The 18,104-nt window shown below is 69.6% G+C and carries 15 protein-coding genes, 1 tRNA gene and 1 pseudogene; 11 read left to right on the forward strand and 6 right to left on the reverse strand.

The window, feature by feature from the left end; genetic code table 11:
- Positions 1 to 151: 151 nt before the first annotated feature.
- Positions 152 to 325, forward strand: a complete 174-nt coding sequence (locus ASF22_RS24490) for a hypothetical protein (RefSeq protein ID WP_200918877.1) — start codon at positions 152 to 154, stop codon at positions 323 to 325.
- 63 nt (positions 326 to 388) lie between these two features.
- Here ASF22_RS24490 and ASF22_RS04730 read toward each other — a convergent pair whose 3' ends face one another.
- Entirely contained in the window at positions 389 to 619 is a 231-nt protein-coding gene (locus ASF22_RS04730; RefSeq protein WP_056262228.1) for a hypothetical protein, read from the reverse strand.
- A gap of 184 nt (positions 620 to 803) precedes the next feature.
- Positions 804 to 1,004, reverse strand: coding sequence for a hypothetical protein (locus tag ASF22_RS04735; protein ID WP_056261982.1), 201 nt, complete (start codon positions 1,002 to 1,004; stop codon positions 804 to 806).
- Positions 1,005 to 1,376: 372 nt separating this feature from the next.
- Here ASF22_RS04735 and ASF22_RS24720 point away from each other — a divergent pair.
- Positions 1,377 to 1,725: pseudogene (locus ASF22_RS24720) on the forward strand (hypothetical protein); the annotation flags it as partial.
- 220 nt (positions 1,726 to 1,945) lie between these two features.
- On the opposite strand, the gene ASF22_RS04740 reads toward ASF22_RS24720, so the two are convergent.
- A tRNA-Ser gene (locus ASF22_RS04740) sits at positions 1,946 to 2,035 on the reverse strand.
- 288 nt (positions 2,036 to 2,323) lie between these two features.
- On the opposite strand from ASF22_RS04740, the gene ASF22_RS04745 reads away from it, so the two are divergent.
- The 3 genes from ASF22_RS04745 to ASF22_RS04755 all read left to right on the forward strand — a co-directional run bounded on the left by ASF22_RS04745 (position 2,324) and on the right by ASF22_RS04755 (position 5,587).
- Positions 2,324 to 2,977 (forward strand): ABC transporter ATP-binding protein, encoded by a 654-nt coding sequence (locus ASF22_RS04745; protein WP_056174155.1) that lies wholly within the window; start codon positions 2,324 to 2,326, stop codon positions 2,975 to 2,977.
- A 143-nt stretch (positions 2,978 to 3,120) separates the two neighbouring features.
- Entirely contained in the window at positions 3,121 to 4,362 is a 1,242-nt protein-coding gene (locus tag ASF22_RS04750; RefSeq protein WP_056261985.1) for a hypothetical protein, read from the forward strand.
- A 70-nt stretch (positions 4,363 to 4,432) separates the two neighbouring features.
- On the forward strand, positions 4,433 to 5,587 hold the full coding sequence (locus tag ASF22_RS04755) for a dimethylmenaquinone methyltransferase (protein ID WP_056261988.1): 1,155 nt from the start codon (positions 4,433 to 4,435) through the stop codon (positions 5,585 to 5,587).
- 49 nt (positions 5,588 to 5,636) lie between these two features.
- On the opposite strand, the gene ASF22_RS04760 is transcribed toward ASF22_RS04755, so the two are convergent.
- On the reverse strand, positions 5,637 to 6,878 hold the full coding sequence (locus ASF22_RS04760; RefSeq protein WP_056261991.1) for an acyl-CoA dehydrogenase family protein: 1,242 nt from the start codon (positions 6,876 to 6,878) through the stop codon (positions 5,637 to 5,639).
- A gap of 189 nt (positions 6,879 to 7,067) precedes the next feature.
- On the opposite strand from ASF22_RS04760, the gene ASF22_RS04765 reads away from it, so the two are divergent.
- From ASF22_RS04765 to ASF22_RS04780, 4 genes are all read left to right on the forward strand, one after another.
- Positions 7,068 to 8,444: a Wadjet anti-phage system protein JetA family protein gene (locus ASF22_RS04765; protein WP_056173815.1), complete on the forward strand. Its 1,377-nt coding sequence runs from the start codon at positions 7,068 to 7,070 to the stop codon at positions 8,442 to 8,444.
- Between the two features lie 138 nt (positions 8,445 to 8,582).
- Entirely contained in the window at positions 8,583 to 8,849 is a 267-nt protein-coding gene (locus ASF22_RS04770; RefSeq protein WP_056173812.1) for a hypothetical protein, read from the forward strand.
- Positions 8,850 to 8,923: 74 nt separating this feature from the next.
- Entirely contained in the window at positions 8,924 to 9,556 is a 633-nt protein-coding gene (locus ASF22_RS04775) for a DUF4194 domain-containing protein (protein WP_056261993.1), read from the forward strand.
- A gap of 88 nt (positions 9,557 to 9,644) precedes the next feature.
- Positions 9,645 to 13,103, forward strand: a complete 3,459-nt coding sequence (locus ASF22_RS04780) for an SbcC/MukB-like Walker B domain-containing protein (protein ID WP_056261996.1) — start codon at positions 9,645 to 9,647, stop codon at positions 13,101 to 13,103.
- On the opposite strand, the gene ASF22_RS04785 is transcribed toward ASF22_RS04780, so the two are convergent.
- A complete protein-coding gene (locus tag ASF22_RS04785) occupies positions 13,048 to 14,019 on the reverse strand; it encodes a LysR family transcriptional regulator (protein WP_056261998.1) in 972 nt (323 codons plus the stop codon). The two genes, ASF22_RS04780 and ASF22_RS04785, sit on opposite strands and share 56 nt — an antisense overlap.
- Before the next feature lie 92 nt (positions 14,020 to 14,111).
- Between ASF22_RS04785 and ASF22_RS04790 the strand changes: the two genes are divergently transcribed.
- Entirely contained in the window at positions 14,112 to 15,038 is a 927-nt protein-coding gene (locus ASF22_RS04790) for a ring-cleaving dioxygenase (protein WP_056262002.1), read from the forward strand.
- A gap of 62 nt (positions 15,039 to 15,100) precedes the next feature.
- Positions 15,101 to 15,727: an alpha/beta hydrolase gene (locus ASF22_RS04795; protein ID WP_056262004.1), complete on the forward strand. Its 627-nt coding sequence runs from the start codon at positions 15,101 to 15,103 to the stop codon at positions 15,725 to 15,727.
- 37 nt (positions 15,728 to 15,764) lie between these two features.
- On the opposite strand, the gene ASF22_RS04800 is transcribed toward ASF22_RS04795, so the two are convergent.
- Entirely contained in the window at positions 15,765 to 17,909 is a 2,145-nt protein-coding gene (locus tag ASF22_RS04800) for a TonB-dependent siderophore receptor (RefSeq protein WP_056262231.1), read from the reverse strand.
- Positions 17,910 to 18,104: the final 195 nt, after the last annotated feature.

Here is an 18,104-nt window from a genome sequence, read left to right on the forward strand (position 1 = left end):
CGCCGGCCTTTTCAAGGCGTCGTTCCGGGCTTCGAACATAGCCGGATCGTCGGCGGTGACGAAGGACCGAACCGCTCGACCTTGCCGCAACTGAGGCGCCCTTCGCGCGTTCTGACTTTCGAGATCCCTCGACAGCCTGGGCGAACGCATCATGAGCATCTTCCAGATCAAGCAGAAGACCAACGGCGCCGTGCTGTGGACCGGCAGCGCCGCCGATGCCGTGTCGGCCCTCGACGCCATGGCGCGCGAGGCCGGTTACGCCGATTTCGCCGCCCTGCCCGAAACCATCCGCGCGGCCTGTCCGGAGGCGTCTCAGCTCGACTGAACCGCCTTCACCCGACGGTCGCAGCGGCGCCGGTGGCTTCGGGCCACCGGCGCCGTTCTCGTATCAGGGGGCCGTGAGGGCTTCCGTAAAGGGAAATTCGAGGACGATCTCCCCCGCCGCATCGGTCACGACGACGACGGCCTTCATCAGGCGCCGATTGCCGCTCGCCGCCCAGATCTCGCGCGCGAGCCGACCCGCCTCGTCCCAGGCCGCATCGGCGTCGCGCAGGTGCCGAAACACCGGCTCGTGCGGCACATCGCTGTCGATGGTGACGGTGAAACGGTAGGCGGGCATGAGGGAGCGTTCGGTCATTGACGGGAAACGGGTCGAAGCCGCTGCGTCCAGTTCCTAAGCCGGCCCATGAACGTTGAAAAGCCCTGTCGCGTCGGGGCGTTGACAGGAAATCCCCCGCGGCATGCCGTCTAGGATCGCCCGTTGGATAACGCCCCGCTGATCGGATTTCTACCCTCGGGCACCATCAAGCATGAGGTTTTCCGGCCTTGTCGCGATCCAGCTGCATCATTAGCTCGGCAAGCCGTGGGTCGAGGGGCTCATCGATGACCGGTTCATACATCGCTTGAAGCTGACGCCCCAGGCGCAGGCGCGTCATTTCGCTGAGAACGATTCTGCCGGTCTCGCTGGATGCGACCGGCAGTTCCTCATGTTCGTCGCGCAGCATCACGGCTCCTGGGCAAGGACTGGAAACGACACGAGGCGGCGGAATGTTCATTCGTCGACGCGCGATTGTTGGGTGCAACGCCCTCGCGCCGTGAACGCTCGCTCACCGGGGGAAGGGCGAACTCGCGTCCCGATGAAACGCCTTTCCGAGCGCCTGTGTGTGATGCCCGACAAGCTAAGGTGTACGGGCCAGGTGATTTATCAAATGAGTGATGACCGCTCGGAGGGTAGGATAAGAAATCGTCGAGGTGGATCGTGTCAAATATCGCGTAGTCTAGGTTTCGGAAAGCTGGGGTTGACGTACGGACTGCCTGTGAGGCGCCCCGAGATCGTGCTTTTCCAGGGTGCATCCCATGATGTCAGGATACCCCTGATGCATCGTCGTGGTTTCGCTCGCGGTCTGCTTGCGGCTACAGACACCTCTGGCCGTCACACGAACGGCGGTTGCCCAGCCGACGCCCGCAGGCGTGATTCCGGCCCCGGCTTACCGCAACATGGCAACGAAGGGCAGGCTGTTCCTCGAGATCACGACGCGGGACGCCTTCGAGAAGACCTTGGATCCGCGTGAAGACGTTTATCCGGGCGGAGGTGGTCGAACAGATGAACCTTTCCGCAAACCGGGTCCCTATTCGGAGGGTCTGGCAGCGCCCGGTGGGGCCCTTGGCCCCGGCGGTTTGATCGGTGGCCTCGTCCCTGCGCCGCTCGCCGTTGCCGGCGGCATTCGGCCCACAGGCTCTCACGCCGATCGAGACCTTCGAACGGAACCGCCAACCCACCGAGGCGGGTCGGGACACGGACGTATACGCAACCCCGGCGACATCGCAGAATATCGGGACGGCGCACCGTTGGCTTCGCTCCCCACAGCCACGGTGACACAATAGTCTGCACGTGGGCCGGGATCGAGCGCTAAAAGCCGTTGATCTGCGGTGGTTTATAGGAAACTGGCGGAGGGAGCGGGATTCGAACCCGCGATACCGTTTCCGGTATACACACTTTCCAGGCGTGCGCCTTCAACCACTCGGCCACCCCTCCAGCCCCCTGCATCGCGACCGACGGCGTCCGGTTGGTAAATCCGGGGCCTGCAGGGTCGCCGCGACGCCGCGGGTGGCACGCTGTACAAGCCGTGTCGGCGGGGTGCAAGGCGCGATCGTGTCGAACGTACCGCGAATGTGTCGATTTCCCGCGTCCCGGCGATCCGGCCCCTGCCTTGCTCCTCTACTACCCCGGACGGTGGTCCTCAGATTCGCCGCTTTCCCGGGCGAAACGCGGGACGCGCGGCCCGTTCTCCGGGCCCGAGCCTCCCGGAGCCACAAACCGACCGTGATCCGCTTCGACAATGTCACCAAGGTCTACCGGACGGATGGGCACCGCCGGACGATCCTCGAGCGCGTGTCGTTCACGCTCAAACCCAATGTCTCCTACGGCATCCTCGGCATCAACGGGGCCGGCAAGTCCACGATGATGCGCCTCATCGCCGGCACCGAGGCGCCGACGCGGGGGCGCGTCCAGCGCACCATGCGGGTGTCGTGGCCCCTCGGCTTCGGCGGCGGTTTCCATCCGCAGATGACGGGCCGGGACAACATCATCTTCGTGGCCCGCATCTATGGCGAGGATCCGAAGAAGGTGCTCGAATTCGTCGAGGATTTCTCCGAACTCGGCAGCTATCTCGACGTGCCGATCCGGACCTACTCGTCGGGCATGGGCTCGCGCCTGGCCTTCGGCATGAGCATGGCGATCCCGTTCGACTGCTACCTCATCGACGAGGTCACGGCGGTGGGCGATGCGCGCTTCCAGAAACGGTGCGAAGAGGCCTTCGCCGCCCGCCGCGTCAATTCCAACGTGATCATGGTCTCCCACGGCATGGAGGTGATCCGGACCTGGTGCCAGCAGGGCATCGTGCTCATCAACGGGCGCGCGATCCTGTACGAGGACGTCAACGACGCCATCGAGGTCTACCGCCGCCTGAACGCATGACCGCGGCACCGGCGAAGCCGGCGTTCGCCCGTGCCCTCATTCGGGCGTGCAGGGGCCCGGACATGCTTTCGCCGTCCCAATCGTGGAATAGGGTACGCGCGGCGAAGGATGGCCGCCCGAACGGAATGGATGGCTGAAGGCAGATGAGCGTCGAGATCCGCAACCCCACCGGGCAGCCCGTCACCACGGCCGACCGCTCGAATGCCGTGGCGGAGTCCCTGCGTCAGGTCGCCCGCGTCTCGCGCTTCGCCGACCGCAAGAAGGGTATCCGCTCCTACCAGAGCCACAACAAGTCCGACCCCGTCATCCCGATCCTGTTCGGGCTCTGCTTCGTGCTGCCGACGCTGCTGGGGGTGATCTATTACGGGCTCATCGCCTCGGATCGCTACGTCACCGAGGCGCGCTTCGCCCTGCGGCCGGCGCTGGGCTCCGCCGACAAGGCCTCGTCCGACCAGGTCGGGACCACCAAGGGCGTCGTCTCCCAGATGGTGGCCCAGGACAGTCTCGTGGCCCTCAACTACATCCACAGCCGGCCGATGATCGAGGTCCTGGAGAAGGACCTGCCCCTGCGGGACATGTTCTCCCGGGATGGGATCGACTTCCTCTCGCGCTTCGACCGGGACAAGCCCATCGAGCGCTTCGTGCGATATTGGAGCGAGCGGGTCACCACCAAGATCGAGAGCGGTTCGGGCATCATCAGCCTGACGGTCAGCGCCTTCGACCCCGCCGAATCCCTGGCCCTCACCCAGGCGATCCTGAAGGAGAGCGAGCGCATGGTGAACGCGCTCAGCGACCGCGCGCGTGCCGACGCGGTGGTCGAAAGCGCGCGCGAACTCAAGCTCGCCGAGGAGCGGATGACGAAGGTCCGCCTCGCCATGGCGACCCTGCGCAACCGCGAGGGCATTCTCGATGCCAAGAAGACCAACGACAGCAACCTCAAGGTGATCGGCGAGTTGCGCACCGCGCGCATCAACCTCGCCGTGCAGCTCAATCTCGGCCAGCGCGACCTCGGTCCGGAGTCGCGCCGCATCCAGGACATCAAGTCCCAGATCAAGGATCTCGACGACGCCATCACGCGCATCGAGAACCAGTCGGCGAGCGAGGACCCGGAACAGCGGCGTATCCTCGCCGACGCCCTCACCAAGTTCGAGGCCTTCGAGAACGACCGCGACGAGGCGGAGAAGTACTTTTCCAAGGTCCTGGCCGCCTACGAGCGCTCGCGCATCATCGCCAGCCGGCAGGTCGAGTTCTTCAGCATGATCGTCCAGCCGGTGCAGGCCGAATCCGCCCAGCAGCCCCGCCGGCTCCTGATGATCAGCCTCATCGCCGGGGGCGCGGCGCTCCTGTTCGCCGGGGCCGTGTTCGCCCGCAAGCAGACCAGCTGATCCGTCACGGGTCGCCGCGGGCCGGAAAACGCGTCATAAGCCGCGGACGCCGCCCGCCGAGGACCCCGTCTTGACCGTTACCCAGATCACCCATCACGACCTCGACGGTTACGGCGCCTCCACCATCGTGGGGCGCTTCGTTCCGGTCTCGCGGATCGTCCACGTGCCGCGCTACAGCGATGTCGGGCCCGTGGTCGAGGGCGAGCTGAAGCGCCTCGGGCGGACGCGGCAGCCCGAGACCCTGATCCTCACCGATCTCGGCCTCGAGCCCGTGGCGGTGACCTTCATCCGCAACTTCGCCGCGATGAACCGGGGCCGGGCCGAGGCCGAACGGCATCGGCTCATTGTCCTCGATCACCATGCCTCCTCCATCGACCGCTTGCGCGAGCAGACCCTCGAGCCTGTGCCGGAGGCAGACGATCCGGGCGTGATGCGGTTCGACCTCGACGATCCCGCCATCGTCGTGCTCATCGACGAGGGCCGCTGCGCCACGAAGCTCGCCTATCACCGCCGCACCCTCTACGCGCCGGACGCGTCCCAGGGCGACGACGACCTGCTCGCCCTCGTCGAGGCGGTCGACGCCGTCGACCTGTGGCGCAAGGACCGGCCGACCTTCGCGGGCGGCCATGCCCTCGACGAGGTGTTCTGGGACAACGTCTCCAACCTCGTGCCCATCGGGCATGCGTGGCACGACCGCTTCGTGAGCGACCTCCTCGTCGCCCTCGCCGGACGCCTGCGCGCCGGGGCCTCACCGGCCGAACTCGAAGCCGGGGTCGGCGCCATCCGCACGGGAATCGTCGACGGGTATCTGGCCGGCGACGAGACCGACGATCCCCGCCTCACCACCCGCATGCGGATCGCCCGCGTGCTCGCACGCTCCGACCTGTTCCAGCCGCTCTCGGACGGGACCTACCTGTCCTTCGGCCTCGATTCGGGCACCTTCCAGCGCGTCTCCGACCTGATCATGGATGCGGGCAAGGCCAAGCGCGTCCTCAACGTCCAGCGCACGGGCAACATGTCGTTCCGCTCCAACGACGAGACGGCGCTGGAGGGCGCGCGCCGGTTCCGCGGCGGCGGCCACAAGGATGCGGCCGGCGGCAAGCTGCCCACCGGCTCCGCCTTCTCCCTTGCCGATGCCGTCGCGCAGGTCGAGCCGATCCTCAATCCGCCCCCGCCCGACCCGTCGAGCAGCCCGTTTGCCGCCCTGAAGGGCTGGAAGGGGTAGTCTCTCGGCCCTGAGCTGCGTCCCGGACCCATCATCCGGGACGCTTCCATCAGGGGCGCGGCAGCATCCGGTCGCTGATGATCCGGCGCTGGATCTCGCTCGTACCCTCGAAGATCGTGGTGAGACGGGCGTCGCGCCAGTAGCGCTCCACCCGGCGTTCCGTGGTGTAGCCGTTGCCGCCGTGAAGCTGCATCGCCTGGTTGGTCACCCGCACGGCCATCTCGGTGGCGAGCAGCTTGACCATGGCGGATTCGCTCTCGGCCGCCTCTCCGGCATCGAGCAGATGCGCCACCTGCTGCCAGAACGCCCGCGCTTGTGCGACCTCCGCCGCCATGTCGGCCAGGGCGAAGCGCAGGGCCTGGAAGTCGCCGATGGGGTGGCCGAACTGCTCGCGCTCCTGCAGGTAGAGCTGACAATCCTCCACCGCCGCCCGGGCGACGCCGACGGCGCGCGCCGCCGTGTGCACCCGTGCGATGTTGAGGCCGCGTTGCACGGACGCGAAACCGCCGGCATCGGCATCCGCCCCCTGGTCGCCGTAGAGGCCGGTGAGCCGGTCGCTCTCGGGCACGCGCACGCCGTCGAGGGCGAGCTCGAAGGTGAGGAAGCCGTGATAGCCGATCTTGTCGATCACCTGGCCGGTCATGCCGGCCGGGAAGGTGCCGGGCTCCTTGACCACCAGGAACGGCTCGAGGCCGGCCGAGCGCGACTCGCCGGGCTCCGGGTCGCGGGTGCGGGCCAGAACCTCGACGAAATCGGCCGCCTGCGCGAAGCCGGCCCAGCGCTTGGTGCCGGTGAGCACCCAGGTGTTGCCCTCGCGCACCGCGCGGGTCTGCACCCCGGCCAGATCCGAGCCGGCGGTCGGCTCCGACAGGGCGATGCTGCCGATCCATTCGCCCCGGGCCGAGCGGGCCAGCAACTCGCCCCGGCGCCCCTCGTCGAGGACCTGGGTGCCGAGGCCCTGGCCCCGCGCGAGGATGCTGCCCACGGACAGCCAGGCCCGGGCGAGTTCTTCCGAGACGAGGCAATACTCGAACACCCCGAGGCCGAGGCCGCCATGCTCCGTCGGGATGGTGATGCCGAACCAGCCCTTCCGCGCCATGGCGTCGATGAGCGTGCGCGGCATCTCGGCTTTCTGCCGGTCGAGTTCGTCGGCGATGGGCATCACCACGTCGCGGGCGAAGGCTCGGGCCTCGGCCTGCAGGGCGGCGCGCGCCTCCGTGCGCCACGGCGTCACGAGTTCGGGCGGACGGGGCTCTTGTCTGCGACGGGGCTCTTGATCCGGCTTCGGCATGGGGTCTCCCGTGATGGTTCGGTGACGCCTTCGCGGCGCCTTGCCGTCCGTCCTAGCATGTCCGCGTTCCCGCCACCCACTTCCACCCGGACGGTCGCTTCCCCCAGGGAAACCGCCCGTTCGGTCCGCTACGGGCCTCGGATCGATTGACAGACGCCGTTCCGGCGGGCTGCAGTCCGTCCCAGTCCCATGCTGTTCACCCGCCTGTCCGACGACCTGTTCCGGCCCCTCGCCTCCCCGAGCCGGGCCTTCAACGCCGCCCTGCTGCTGCACCTGCACGCGCGGGTGTTCGGCGATACGGCCGAGCCCCTGCGCAAGACCGAGCTGCTCGCCGCCATCGGCGACTTCTCCGCCGATTTCGCCCAAGGCGAGATCGCCGACGACGAGACCACGCCCGTCGATCCCATCGAGCGGCGCTCGGCCGTCTACCGGCGCCTGCTGGACTCCGGCTGGCTGGTGGAGCGGCGCGAGCGCTACGTGCCGGTGGTGGATTTCGACCCCGAGGCCCGCATCCTCATCGAGGAACTCGCCCGCCTCGACCGGGGCGAGACCCGCTCCTACGGCGGCGCCGTGCTCGATGTGCTGGGGAGCCTGGAGAGCGCCATCGCCAACCCGGCCGAGCGTTCCGAGGCCCTCGTCAACGCCGCCAAGGCGTCGCGGGCGTTCCTCAGCCACCTGCGGACGCTCGCCGGCTCCATGCGCAAGATCGAGGCGCGCATCCTGGCGCAGGAGGACCAGCGCGCGGCCTTCCGGCTCTACTTCGACGAGTTCGTGGCCCGCCACATCGTCAGCGACTACCGCACCCTGCACACCCGCCTGAACCCGTTCCGCTTCCGCTCCGGTATCGTGCGCGAGGCGGGCCGCGCCTTGCGCGATCCCCTCACCCTGCGGGCCCTGGCGGAGGCCGGGATCCGCGAGGGCCGTGCGCCCGATGTCGAGGTGGCCGAGCGGGCCGTGCGGGCGGATCTCGCCGAGATCCTGGCGATCTTCGAGGGCCTCGACCGTCACCTCGACGCGGTGGCCGACATCGTCGCCCGCCTGGAGCGGCGAATCGCGGCGGCCCTGCGCTACATGGACCACCGGGATTCCGACCGCATCGAACGCACGGCCGCGGCGCTCCGCGCCGTGGCGGGCACCGATGCGCCGATGGAGGGCATGCCACCGGCCGGGATCTCGCTCCTGCGCCCGCCCATCGGCGCCGTCCACCTCTACGCGCCGCGCCTCAAGCGCCCGCCCATCGACTGCGAGCCCCTGCCGGAACTCTTCCTCGATCCGGCCGTGGAGGCCTTCATCGCGGCGAAGGACGCGTTCCGCCACCGCGTGGCGGTGACGCCCGACCGGATGGTGGACTTCCTCGAGGGCCGGCTCGGGCGCAAGGGCGCCGTGCGGGGTTCGCAGATGCCGATCGCCGACGTCGATGCCTTCGTGGTGTTCCAGCGCCTGCGCGAGATCGACGTGCTGTTCGACGGAAGCCTGAGCGGTCGCTACCGCCTCTCGCGGGTCGAGGGCCGGGTTGCCAACGGCTGGCTCGACTGCCCGGACTTCCTGCTGGAACGCACACGCTGAGTGCTGCGGCGCAATATTCGATCGCCGCGAGACTTCGGCGTCCCATGCAACGACCACCCTTGGCATCTGCGAAGACAGGGTTCATCCTGGTCTCCGACGCGCAGTGCGGAAGAACGTCGCGTCTTCGGGAGATGGGCCATGGTATCCGGCAAATGCTTGATCAAATCCGCCTGGGTCGCCGTCGAGGTCGGGCGTGAGCGCTGCGAACGGGTGCTGGTGGTGGAGACGTACATCGCCGTGAGCCCCCTGGAGCAGAACTACGACGCGGCGCGCTACGACAGCATCGTCGCCGAGGTCCGCCGTGTGCTCGCCGCCAACCCGTCCCTCGACCGGGCCTCGATCCTCAGCATGCACCGGGACACCAAGTGCATTTCCCTGTTCCGGGCCGAAGCCGCCGCCGCCTGAGCGGATTGGCGCGACCGGCGGGAGGCGGATAGACACGCGGCCTCGCGCGTCCCATTCGCTCCCGGACCACCGCCATGCTCGAAGCCTTCCGCGCCATCGTCGACGGCGACGAGCCGCCGCCGCCCGGCGCCCGCGCGCCCTCCGACGAGGAGCTGACCCGCGCCCTGCAGGTGCTGCTCAAGAGCCAGTGCGTCTATTCCGGCACCCCCGGCATCGGCCGGACCTACGACCTCGCCCGGCACTACGCGCCGTTCTTCCAGAGCTACTTCGCCTGCCTCGGGTACGGTTTCGAGGTCTCGCACCGGGACCAGATGGTGTTCCTGCGCGTGCCCCCGGAGGGCGTGCGCCACGACGGTCAGGCCGAGCGCCTGCGCAAGGACGAGACCCTGGTGCTGCTCGCCCTGCGGCTCGCCTACGAGGAAGGGCTTCGCGACCACCGCGTCACCACCGAGGGGGTGGTGGAATGCACCACCGACGACATCGCCGAATCGATCCGCACCGCCACCCGCAGCGATCCGCCGGAGGAGACCCGCCTGCTGGAGATCCTGCGGCTGTTCTCCCGGAAAGGCGCCCTGCGCCTGGGCGAGCGCGACAAGACCGAAAAGCTCACGCCCCTGATGGTGCTGCCCGGCATCGGCGTGCTCTCGCCCGACGCCTGGATGGAGCACGTCCGGGCCTGGGCTTCGGCCGGGGATGACGCCGCCTGATCGCCCCGGCCGGCTTGCCTCGCCGCCCCCGGCCATGCGAGCGAAGGCCCGACGATCCTTCGCAGCGTGCAAAAATCACCCGGCCTCAGTGTATCGCCTCACCGACATCGCCCTCTCGAACTGGTACCTGATCCGGCGCGAGCAGATTCGTATCCGCGGCGCGACGGCCCTCGTCGGGCCGACGGGGGCCGGCAAGTCGACGATCTTCGATGCCGTCGGCACGGTGCTGGCCGGCAACAACGCCAGCCGTCTGGCGCTCAACGCCTCGGCGTCGGGCCGCTCGGCCCGCACGGTGCGCGACTATTGCCTCGGCTGGATCAGCGACCCGGCCGAGGGCGGCCGCCCGACTCGCGAGGCCTGCGAGACCCTCATCGTCCTCGTGTTCGAGAACCCGGTCTCGGGCCGCGTCGTCTCCGTTGGGCTGGCGCTGAGCGCCCGGGCCGAGGACAGCCGCGAGACCACCCTGTCGCGCTTCGTCTGCACAGGCCATCGCTTCGAGATCGCCGACTACGTCCGCGAGACGCCCGACGGCTCCTTCGTCGCGCCCTGGGCCGAGATCGCCAAGGATCTGCGCATCCGCTCCGAGACCTTCGAGGAGTTCCGCGCGTCCGGCGAGCGCTTCACCGCGGAGGTGCTCGGGCTCCTGCGCGAGGGCGCGCCGGTGCCCGAACCCCGCCACTTCCTGCGCACCTTCTCCAATGCGGTCGCCTTCAAGCCGATCTTCGATTCCTCCGCCTTCGTGCGCTCCTTCGTGCTGGAGCCCGAGCCCCTCGACGTCGCCCGCATCCGCCAGTCGGTGGAGAACTGGCGCCGTCTCCTCGAGACCATCGAGGAGTTGGAGCGGCGCCTGTCGCATCTCGGCCGCATCCTCGCCCGCTACGAGACCTGGGCGGAGGCGAGCCTGTCGGCGGCCCTCGACGACCTACGGGCCGCCGGCGCGGATCTGCGCCGCCGGGTCGTCGAATACACAACCGCCCGCACCGGCCTCGCCGATGTCGCCGAGCGCCTGCGCATCGCCCGCGAGAGCGTCGCCACCAGCCAGGGCTTCGTGCGCGACATCGACGGCGAGATCGCGCAGAAGAAGGCCCTCATGGCCGGGACCCACGCGCAGGGGCGGCTCGCCGCCTCGGATGCGGGCCTCGCCGTGCTCACCCGCGACCGACGCGACCTCACCCTGCGGGTGACGGGCCTCGTCGGGCTGATCCAGGACGTCGCCCGCCTGACGGCGGTCATCGGCGAGGTCCGCCGGGTCGATCCGGGTGCGGCCCGCTTCGTCGAGGCCTGCGCCCGCGCGGGGCTCCGCCGCGAGGCCCCGCCGGAGGAAACGCTTCGCTCGGACGGGCCCCTGAATACCCTGGTGACGGCGCTCGTCGACATGCCCGACATCGCCGGCCCCCTCGATACGGCGGCCGAGGACATGGCCCTGCGCGCCCGCGCCGCCGAGACGGAGGCGCAGAGCCTGTCGGCGCCCTTCGCCGGCGGCGGGGCGGCCAAGGGCGCGCGCCTGTCCTCGGATGTGGCGGCGTTCCGGGACGAACTCGCGCGGCTGGGCATCGACGCCGTGCCGGTCTGCGAACTCGCCGAGATCGTCGAGCCGAAATGGGGCATGGCCCTGGAGGGCCTTCTGGGGGGTGCTCGCGAAGCCCTGGTGGTGCAGCCCGACCGGCTGAATCAGGCGTTCGCCCATCTCGAAGCCCGGAAAGCACAGTTCTACCGCTGCCTTCTGGTCAAGACCACGGACACGGCCCGGCGCCGGGGCGGGCGCTACGACGACGGCCCCTTGGGCATGATCGAGACCCGCGATCCCCACGCCGAGGCGTTCCTCGCCGCGCGCCTCGGCGGCTACGACCTCGCCCCCGACGATGCGGCCCTCGCGCATATGAGCCGGGCCGTGGCGCCGAGCGGGCGCTCGACCTCCGGCATGGCCTATTCGGTGGTCCGTCCCGTGCAGCTCATGATGACGCGCGGCAGCCGTGGTCCGACGGAGGAGGGCCGCGAGGCCATGGAGCGGGCTGTGGCCGAGGCGCGGCGCCTGCGCGGCGAGGCCGGCGTGCTGCGCGAGGCCGCCCGCATCGCCGCGCAGCTCAAGGCACGTCTGGCCGAAGCGCCCATCGACCTGTTCGGCCTGCGGGCCGAGTGCGACGCCATCGAGGGCCGCCGCCGCAGTCTCGCCACCGAGCGCGAGAGCGTCGAGAAGGCCGATACCGGCGCCCTCGAAGCCGAATTGAAGGAGCTCGCGAAGGAGCGTTCGGCCTACCTCACGGAACTCGTGCAGGTGCTCGAACCCAAGCGCGATGCCCTGCTGGGCGAGGAAGCGGGCCTGAAGGCCAAGGTCGCCTCCTCCCGCGAGGCGGCGCGCACGGCGCTGGCCGCCCGGCGCTCGGCGCATGCGCGCTGGGTCGGCGGCGACACGGTCCGCATCCGCCTCGTGCGTCCGGAGGGCTTCGACCCGCGGGCCGTGGCCAAGGCCCGGGCGGACCTCGCCGGCCTCGACGCGAAGGAACTCGCGGCTGCCGCCGCCGCCGCCCGCAGCGCCGCCCGCGAGGCCCTCGAGACGGCCCGTACGCAGGGCCGCACCGCCGAGCGCGACTTGGCCGAGTATTGCGTGCAGTGGCGGATCGACAACCCTCTGGGGCGCGGCGACGCTCCGGCCTCGTTCGGCTACGGCTGGACCCGGCGCGCCTACGACGAGGTCGCGGGCCACGAGCTCAGGCGCTACCGCGATCAGGCCGTGCGGGCGGAAGGCGAGATGCGCCGCCTGATGACCGAGGACCTGCTGACGCGTCTCGCCGACAAGTTCGAGCGCGTCCGCGCCCGCCTCGACGCCCTCAACGAACGCCTGTCGAGCCAGACCTTCACCGGCCAGACCTACGCCTTCGAGGCCGCCGTCGACCGGCGCTACGCCGCCGTCCACGCGCTCGCCACCGAAGTCGCACGCTCGCCCGATGCGGCGCAGGCGGTCCTGCCGGGCCAGGGCGAGACGCCGGCCGAAGGCCCGCTCTCGGCCGCCATCGAGGAGATCTCGGCCCTCATCGCCGGTGAGGAGAGCGCGGCGCGTTTGGCCGATTATCGCAACTACTTCGTCTACGAGATCGGCATGCGCGATGCCGCCGGCAACCGCACCACCATGTCGAACCGGGCTCTGCGCGGCTCCGGCGGCGAGGCGCAGGCGCCGTTCTACGTCGCCATCGCAGCCTCCCTGGCCTCGGCCTACTATCCCGGCGACCGACCGGGCGACGAGAATCCGGGGCTCGGCCTCTGCCTCCTCGACGAGGCGTTCTCGAAGCTCGACGTGCGCAACTCCCAAGCCCTCGTCGACCTCTACCAGGCGTGGGGCCTGCAGCTCCTCATCGCCGCGCCCGAGGACAAGCGCACCACGCTCACCGAGGTGATGGACACCATCGTCACCGTCTACAAGAGCCCGGACCTGAAGGGCGTCCGCATCGAATCCGAGCACCCCCTGGAAGCGGCCAAGCGTGCGCTCGCCGCCATCAACCCGGAACGCCAGGGGATCGAGGGGTTTCGCCTGCCCGGTGCGGCTGCGTGACGTCGGCGCCGCGCGCCCAGGGCGCCGCCGAGAGCGTGCGGGCGAGATAGTCGGCCAAGGCCGTGACCCGGGCCGGGCGCGGATCGCCCGGCGGCGTCATGAGGTGGAGCGCGATGGGCGGGGCCGACCACCCGGGCAGCACCCGCTCCAGCCGTCCGGCCGCGAGATCGTCCCACAGCATGAAGTCCGGCTGCACGGCGAGTCCGAGCCCGGCGCGCAGGGCCGGCGCCAGGGCGTCGGCGTTGTTCGCGCGCAGCGGCCCGCCAGGGATCACCACGGCCTCGGTGCCGTCGGGCGCGAGGAAGCGCCAGCGGTCGGGGCTCGGCAGGTAGGCGTAACCGAGGCAGGCGTGACGGGCGAGGTCGCGCGGATGCTCCGGCCGCCCTTGCGCGGCGAGGTAGGCGGGGGCGGCCACGAGGGAGCGGTGGACCGTGCAGAGCCGGCGCGCCCGAAGGGACGAATCCGGCAGGGCCGCGATGCGCAGCGCGAGGTCGAACCCGCCGCCGACGAGGTCGACGAGGGCGTCGCCGAGATGCAGGTCGATGGTCAGGCCCGGATGAGCGGCGAGGAAGTCCGGCAGCAGGGGCGCGACGTGCATCACGCCGAACGACATCGGGGCCGCGAGCCGCACCCGCCCGTGCGGCGCGGCGGCTCCGTCGCGGGCCTGCGCCTCCGCCGCCTCACCCTCGGCGAGCAGCCGGGCCGCCCCGTCCCGTGCCGCGAGGCCCGATTCGGTCAGCGCGAGCTTTCGCGAGGTGCGGTGGAACAGGCGCGCGCCGATGCGGGCCTCCAGGCGACCCACCGCCTTCGACACGGTGCCGGGCGCGACCCCGAGGTCGCGCGCCGCCTGCCCGAACGAGCCGGTCTCCGCCACCTTGGCGAAGACCGCCCAAGCTTCGAAATCGGGGAGTTTCATGCCTGCATTCCGGAAACGATGTGTTTCCATCGTTTCCGTTTTAGCGGGATGCGGCAAGGGCCATCTTGTCTCCAGCAGAAGGAGACAGTAGCATGACCCATCACGGACTCCACCACGTCACCGCGTTTTCCGGTTCGGCGTTGCGCAATCTCGATTTCTACACCGAGGTCCTCGGCCTGCGGCTGGTGAAGAAGACCGTCAACTTCGACGATCCGGGCACCTATCACCTCTATTACGGCGACGAGACCGGCCGGCCCGGCACGATCCTGACGTTCTTTCCCATCGCCGACGCGGCCCCCGGCCGGGTCGGCATCGGCGAGACCAGCGAGACTGCGTTCCGGGTGCCCCGCGCCTCCATCGGCTGGTGGCTGCAGCGCCTCCTCGAAGCCGGAATCGTCCATGACGCGCCGGTCGCGGTGATGGGCGAGCCGACCCTGCGCCTGCGCGATCCCGACGGGACGATGCTCGCCCTCGTGGGTGTCGCGGAGGCCGGCGAGGCGTCCGCCTGGACCGGTACCGTGCCGGCCGAGCATGCCATCCGGGGCCTGCACGGCGTCACCCTGCTGCTCGGCGAGGCCGGACCGACGGCGGCGATCCTGACCGACGTTCTCGGCTTCACCGAAGACGCGCGGGAGGGGTCCTCGACCCGATACGCGAGCGGGGCCGCGGAGGGCGGCTTCGTCACCCTGCGGGCCGTGGGTGAATTCCTGCGGGGCCGCCAGGGGGCGGGCTCCGTCCACCACATCGCCTTCCGGGCGGCGGACGACGCCGCGCAGGCGGCGATGGTCGAGGCCCTCACCACCCGTCACGGGCTCGGGGTCACCGAGCAGCGCGACCGGGCCTACTTCCGCTCGGTCTACTTCCGCGAGCCCGGCGGAATCCTGTTCGAGATCGCCACCGATGTGCCCGGCTTCAGCGTGGACGAGCCCATCGCCGACCTCGGCACGGGGTTGAAGCTGCCCGCCGGCCTCGAGCCGCACCGCGCCCGGATCCAGGCGGCCCTGCCGCCCCTCGCCTGACCAGTCTTTCCCGGCCCGCATTCCCGCGGGCCGGGGCCGCTCGTGACACCCGGAGGTCCGCCATGACCGCGTCCACCCCGAAAACCCTCGCCTTCGTCCACCGCTTCGAGCCCGGTGCGAAGCGCCCGCCCCTGCTCCTGCTCCACGGCACCGGCGGGGACGAATCCGATCTCCTGCCCCTCGGCCGCGCCGTGGCGCCGGGCGCGGCCCTGGTGTCGCCGCGCGGACCTGTGCTGGAGAACGGGATGCCGCGCTTCTTCCGGCGCCTGTCCGAAGGCGTGTTCGACGAGGACGACGTGCGCCGCCGCGCGAAGGACCTGGCGGATTTCGTCGCCGACGCGCGGGCGGCCTACGGCCTCCCCGCCCCCGTGGCGCTCGGCTTCTCAAACGGCGCCAACATCGCCGCCGCCCTGCTCATGCTGCATCCAAGCGTCCTTGCCGGGGCCGTACTCCTGCGTCCGATGCTGCCGCTGGCCCAGCCGCCGGCGTTCGACCTCACGGGGCTGCCCCTGCTGATGCTCTCCGGCGCGCAGGACCCCATCGTTCCGGAGGCCAACGCGCGAGCGCTGGCCGAGCGCTTCCGCGGATCCGGCGCCCGGGTCGAGCACGGCGTACTCCCCGTTGGGCACGGTCTGTCCCAGGCCGACGTGACGACGGCGGAGGCTTGGCTGGCGGGACTCGCGATCTGAAGGGGCGCCGGCCACGGGGCCGGCGCCCCTGCCCGGCTCAGAAGTTCGCCACCACCTGGAAGCGCACCAGGCGCGGTGCGCCGGGGGTGATGTTGTTGTTGCCGTCGGCGGTGGCGATGTAGCGCCGGTCGAACAGGTTCTCGATGTTCACCTGGGCCCGCACGAACTCGTTCACCCGGTAGAACAGTCCGAGGTCGAAGCGGGTGATCCCCGGCAGGCGGACGGTGTCGTCCGCCGAGGCGAAGGTGTGGCCGGTCTGGATGTAGCCGACGCCGAACGAGAATTGTGGCGTCACGTCGAACTTGTTCCACAGGGTGAAGGCGTTGAACGGCACGAGGCCGACCCGATTCCCCGGTCGCACACCCTGGGCCGCCGTGCCGAAGCCGCTGACGATGGTCGCGTCGGTGAAGGCGTAGCCGCCGGCCACCTGCCACCACTCGGTGACGTAGCCGTTGGCTCCGATCTCGGCGCCCTGCGTGTTGGTCTGGCCGGTGGCCAGGAAGAAGCCGGCCCGGTTCGGATCGGCGAGGCGCTGGTTGAACCGGTCGAGGTTGTACAGGGCTCCGGTGAGCTGGAGCACGGGCGAGACGTCGAGCTTCACGCCGATCTCCCCGTTCTCGAACCGCTCGGGCTGCGAAATCGCCAGCCCCGGGGCGAGGCTGCTGAACTGGTCGCCCGCGGAGGGCAGATAGGAGACGCTGTAGCTGCCGTAAAAGGCGAGGTTGTCCATCGGCTTCACCACGACGCCGGCCCGAGGGGAGAGCAGATTGTCGATGCGCGTGGTGCGGACGGGGGTCGAACCGGTCGCGTTGAGGTTGTCGGCCTTGAAGTCGAAGTGGTCGTAGCGCAGGCCGCCGATGAACTGCAGGTGCGGCCCGATCTCGATCTGGTCCTGCGCGTAGATGGCGGCCAACCCGAGGTCGTAGCGGGTGTTGGCGCCGGTCGTGTTCCGGAAGTTGACCGGCGCGCGGGTCGTCGGGAAGCGCGGGTTGACGGCCAGCGTCAGGCCGCCGTTGGCGAAGAACCCTTCCTCGCGGAAGGCACGGCCTTCCTGATAGCCGAGCTCGAACCCGGCGAGCAGGGTGTGCTTCAGGGGGCCGGTGTCGAACTTATAGGTGAAGTCGTTCTGCGAGAAGTAGTTCGTCCGGGGAGTGTCGTTGTTGTACGCGGTGATGTTCACGGACGTGCCGGCGGCGTTGACCGCCCCGCCCGGATAGACGTTCGAATAGAACTTCTGATAATCGGCGAAGCGAAGGGTGCTGTGCAGGTCGACACCGGAATCGAAGCGATGGTCCAGGGTCGCGGTGGCGATGTTGGCGTCGATGCGCGCGACGCTCAGATCCGGATTGCCGAAGTAGGTCGCGGTGTTGCGTCGGTAATTGTACGGCCGCCCGAATTGCGAGGGAATGCCCCGGTCCGTGTTGCGCTCGTCGTGGAAGTATTCGTACGAGAGCTTGAGCGTCGTCGCCGGGCCGAGCAGGAAGGTCATCGTCGGATTGAAGCCGTAGCGGCGGATGTCGACGAAATCGCGGTAGGTGCCGGTATCTTCGAACACGCCGTTCATCCGGAAGAACACGCTGTCGCTGACCCGGTCGCCGACATCGAGCGCCACGCGCTTGTTCCAGAACTGGCCGCCCTGGACCAGAACCTCGCGGATCGGGGTGCCGTCGGCTTCCTTCAGAACGCGATTGATGACGCCGCCGCCGCCGCCGCGACCGAAGACGAGGGCATTGGGGCCCTTGAGCACTTCGATGCGCTGGGTGTTGTACAGGTCACGGAAGTACTGAACGTCGTCGCGCACGCCGTTGACGTAGAAATCGGCGTTGGAGCGCTGACCGCGGATCACGAGATCGTCGCGGTTGCCCTCGCCCTGGTGCGGGATGATGCCGGGCACGTAGCGGATCGCCTCGTTGATGCTCTGGAAGCCCTGGTCGCGGATCTGCTGCTGGGTGACCACCGTCACGGATTGCGGCGTGTCGATGAGCGGCGTGTCGGTCTTCGTCGCCGAGCGGGTGCGCTTCGTGAGGTAGCCGACGGTGCCGCCCGCGCCCTCCACACTGAGCTGATCGAGGGTGACCGCGCTGCCGATCGCCGGCGTCGCGATCTGTGCCTGTGCCGTCCCGGCCGCGAACGTCCCCGCCAGCAGGAGCCCTACCGCCTGCCCATCCCGTCGCCGAAGCATGATCGTGAACTTTCGTCGTATCGCCCGAATCGAGGGCGCGTCGTCGCCGGCGCGAAACATTTCACGCGGCCGAAAGCTCCTGTATGTCCGGGCGTGAAAACGGCAAGCGATTTGAAGAGGTTAGGAGGGTTTCCAGTTTCGAGTGCTTCTAAGAGCCGGTCCAGTAAGGCGGTTAAGTTGCCCGCAATGGACAGG

Origin of the sequence: Methylobacterium sp. Leaf87 (genome assembly GCF_001422775.1) — a bacterium.
Classification (GTDB): Bacteria; Pseudomonadota; Alphaproteobacteria; order Rhizobiales; family Beijerinckiaceae; genus Methylobacterium.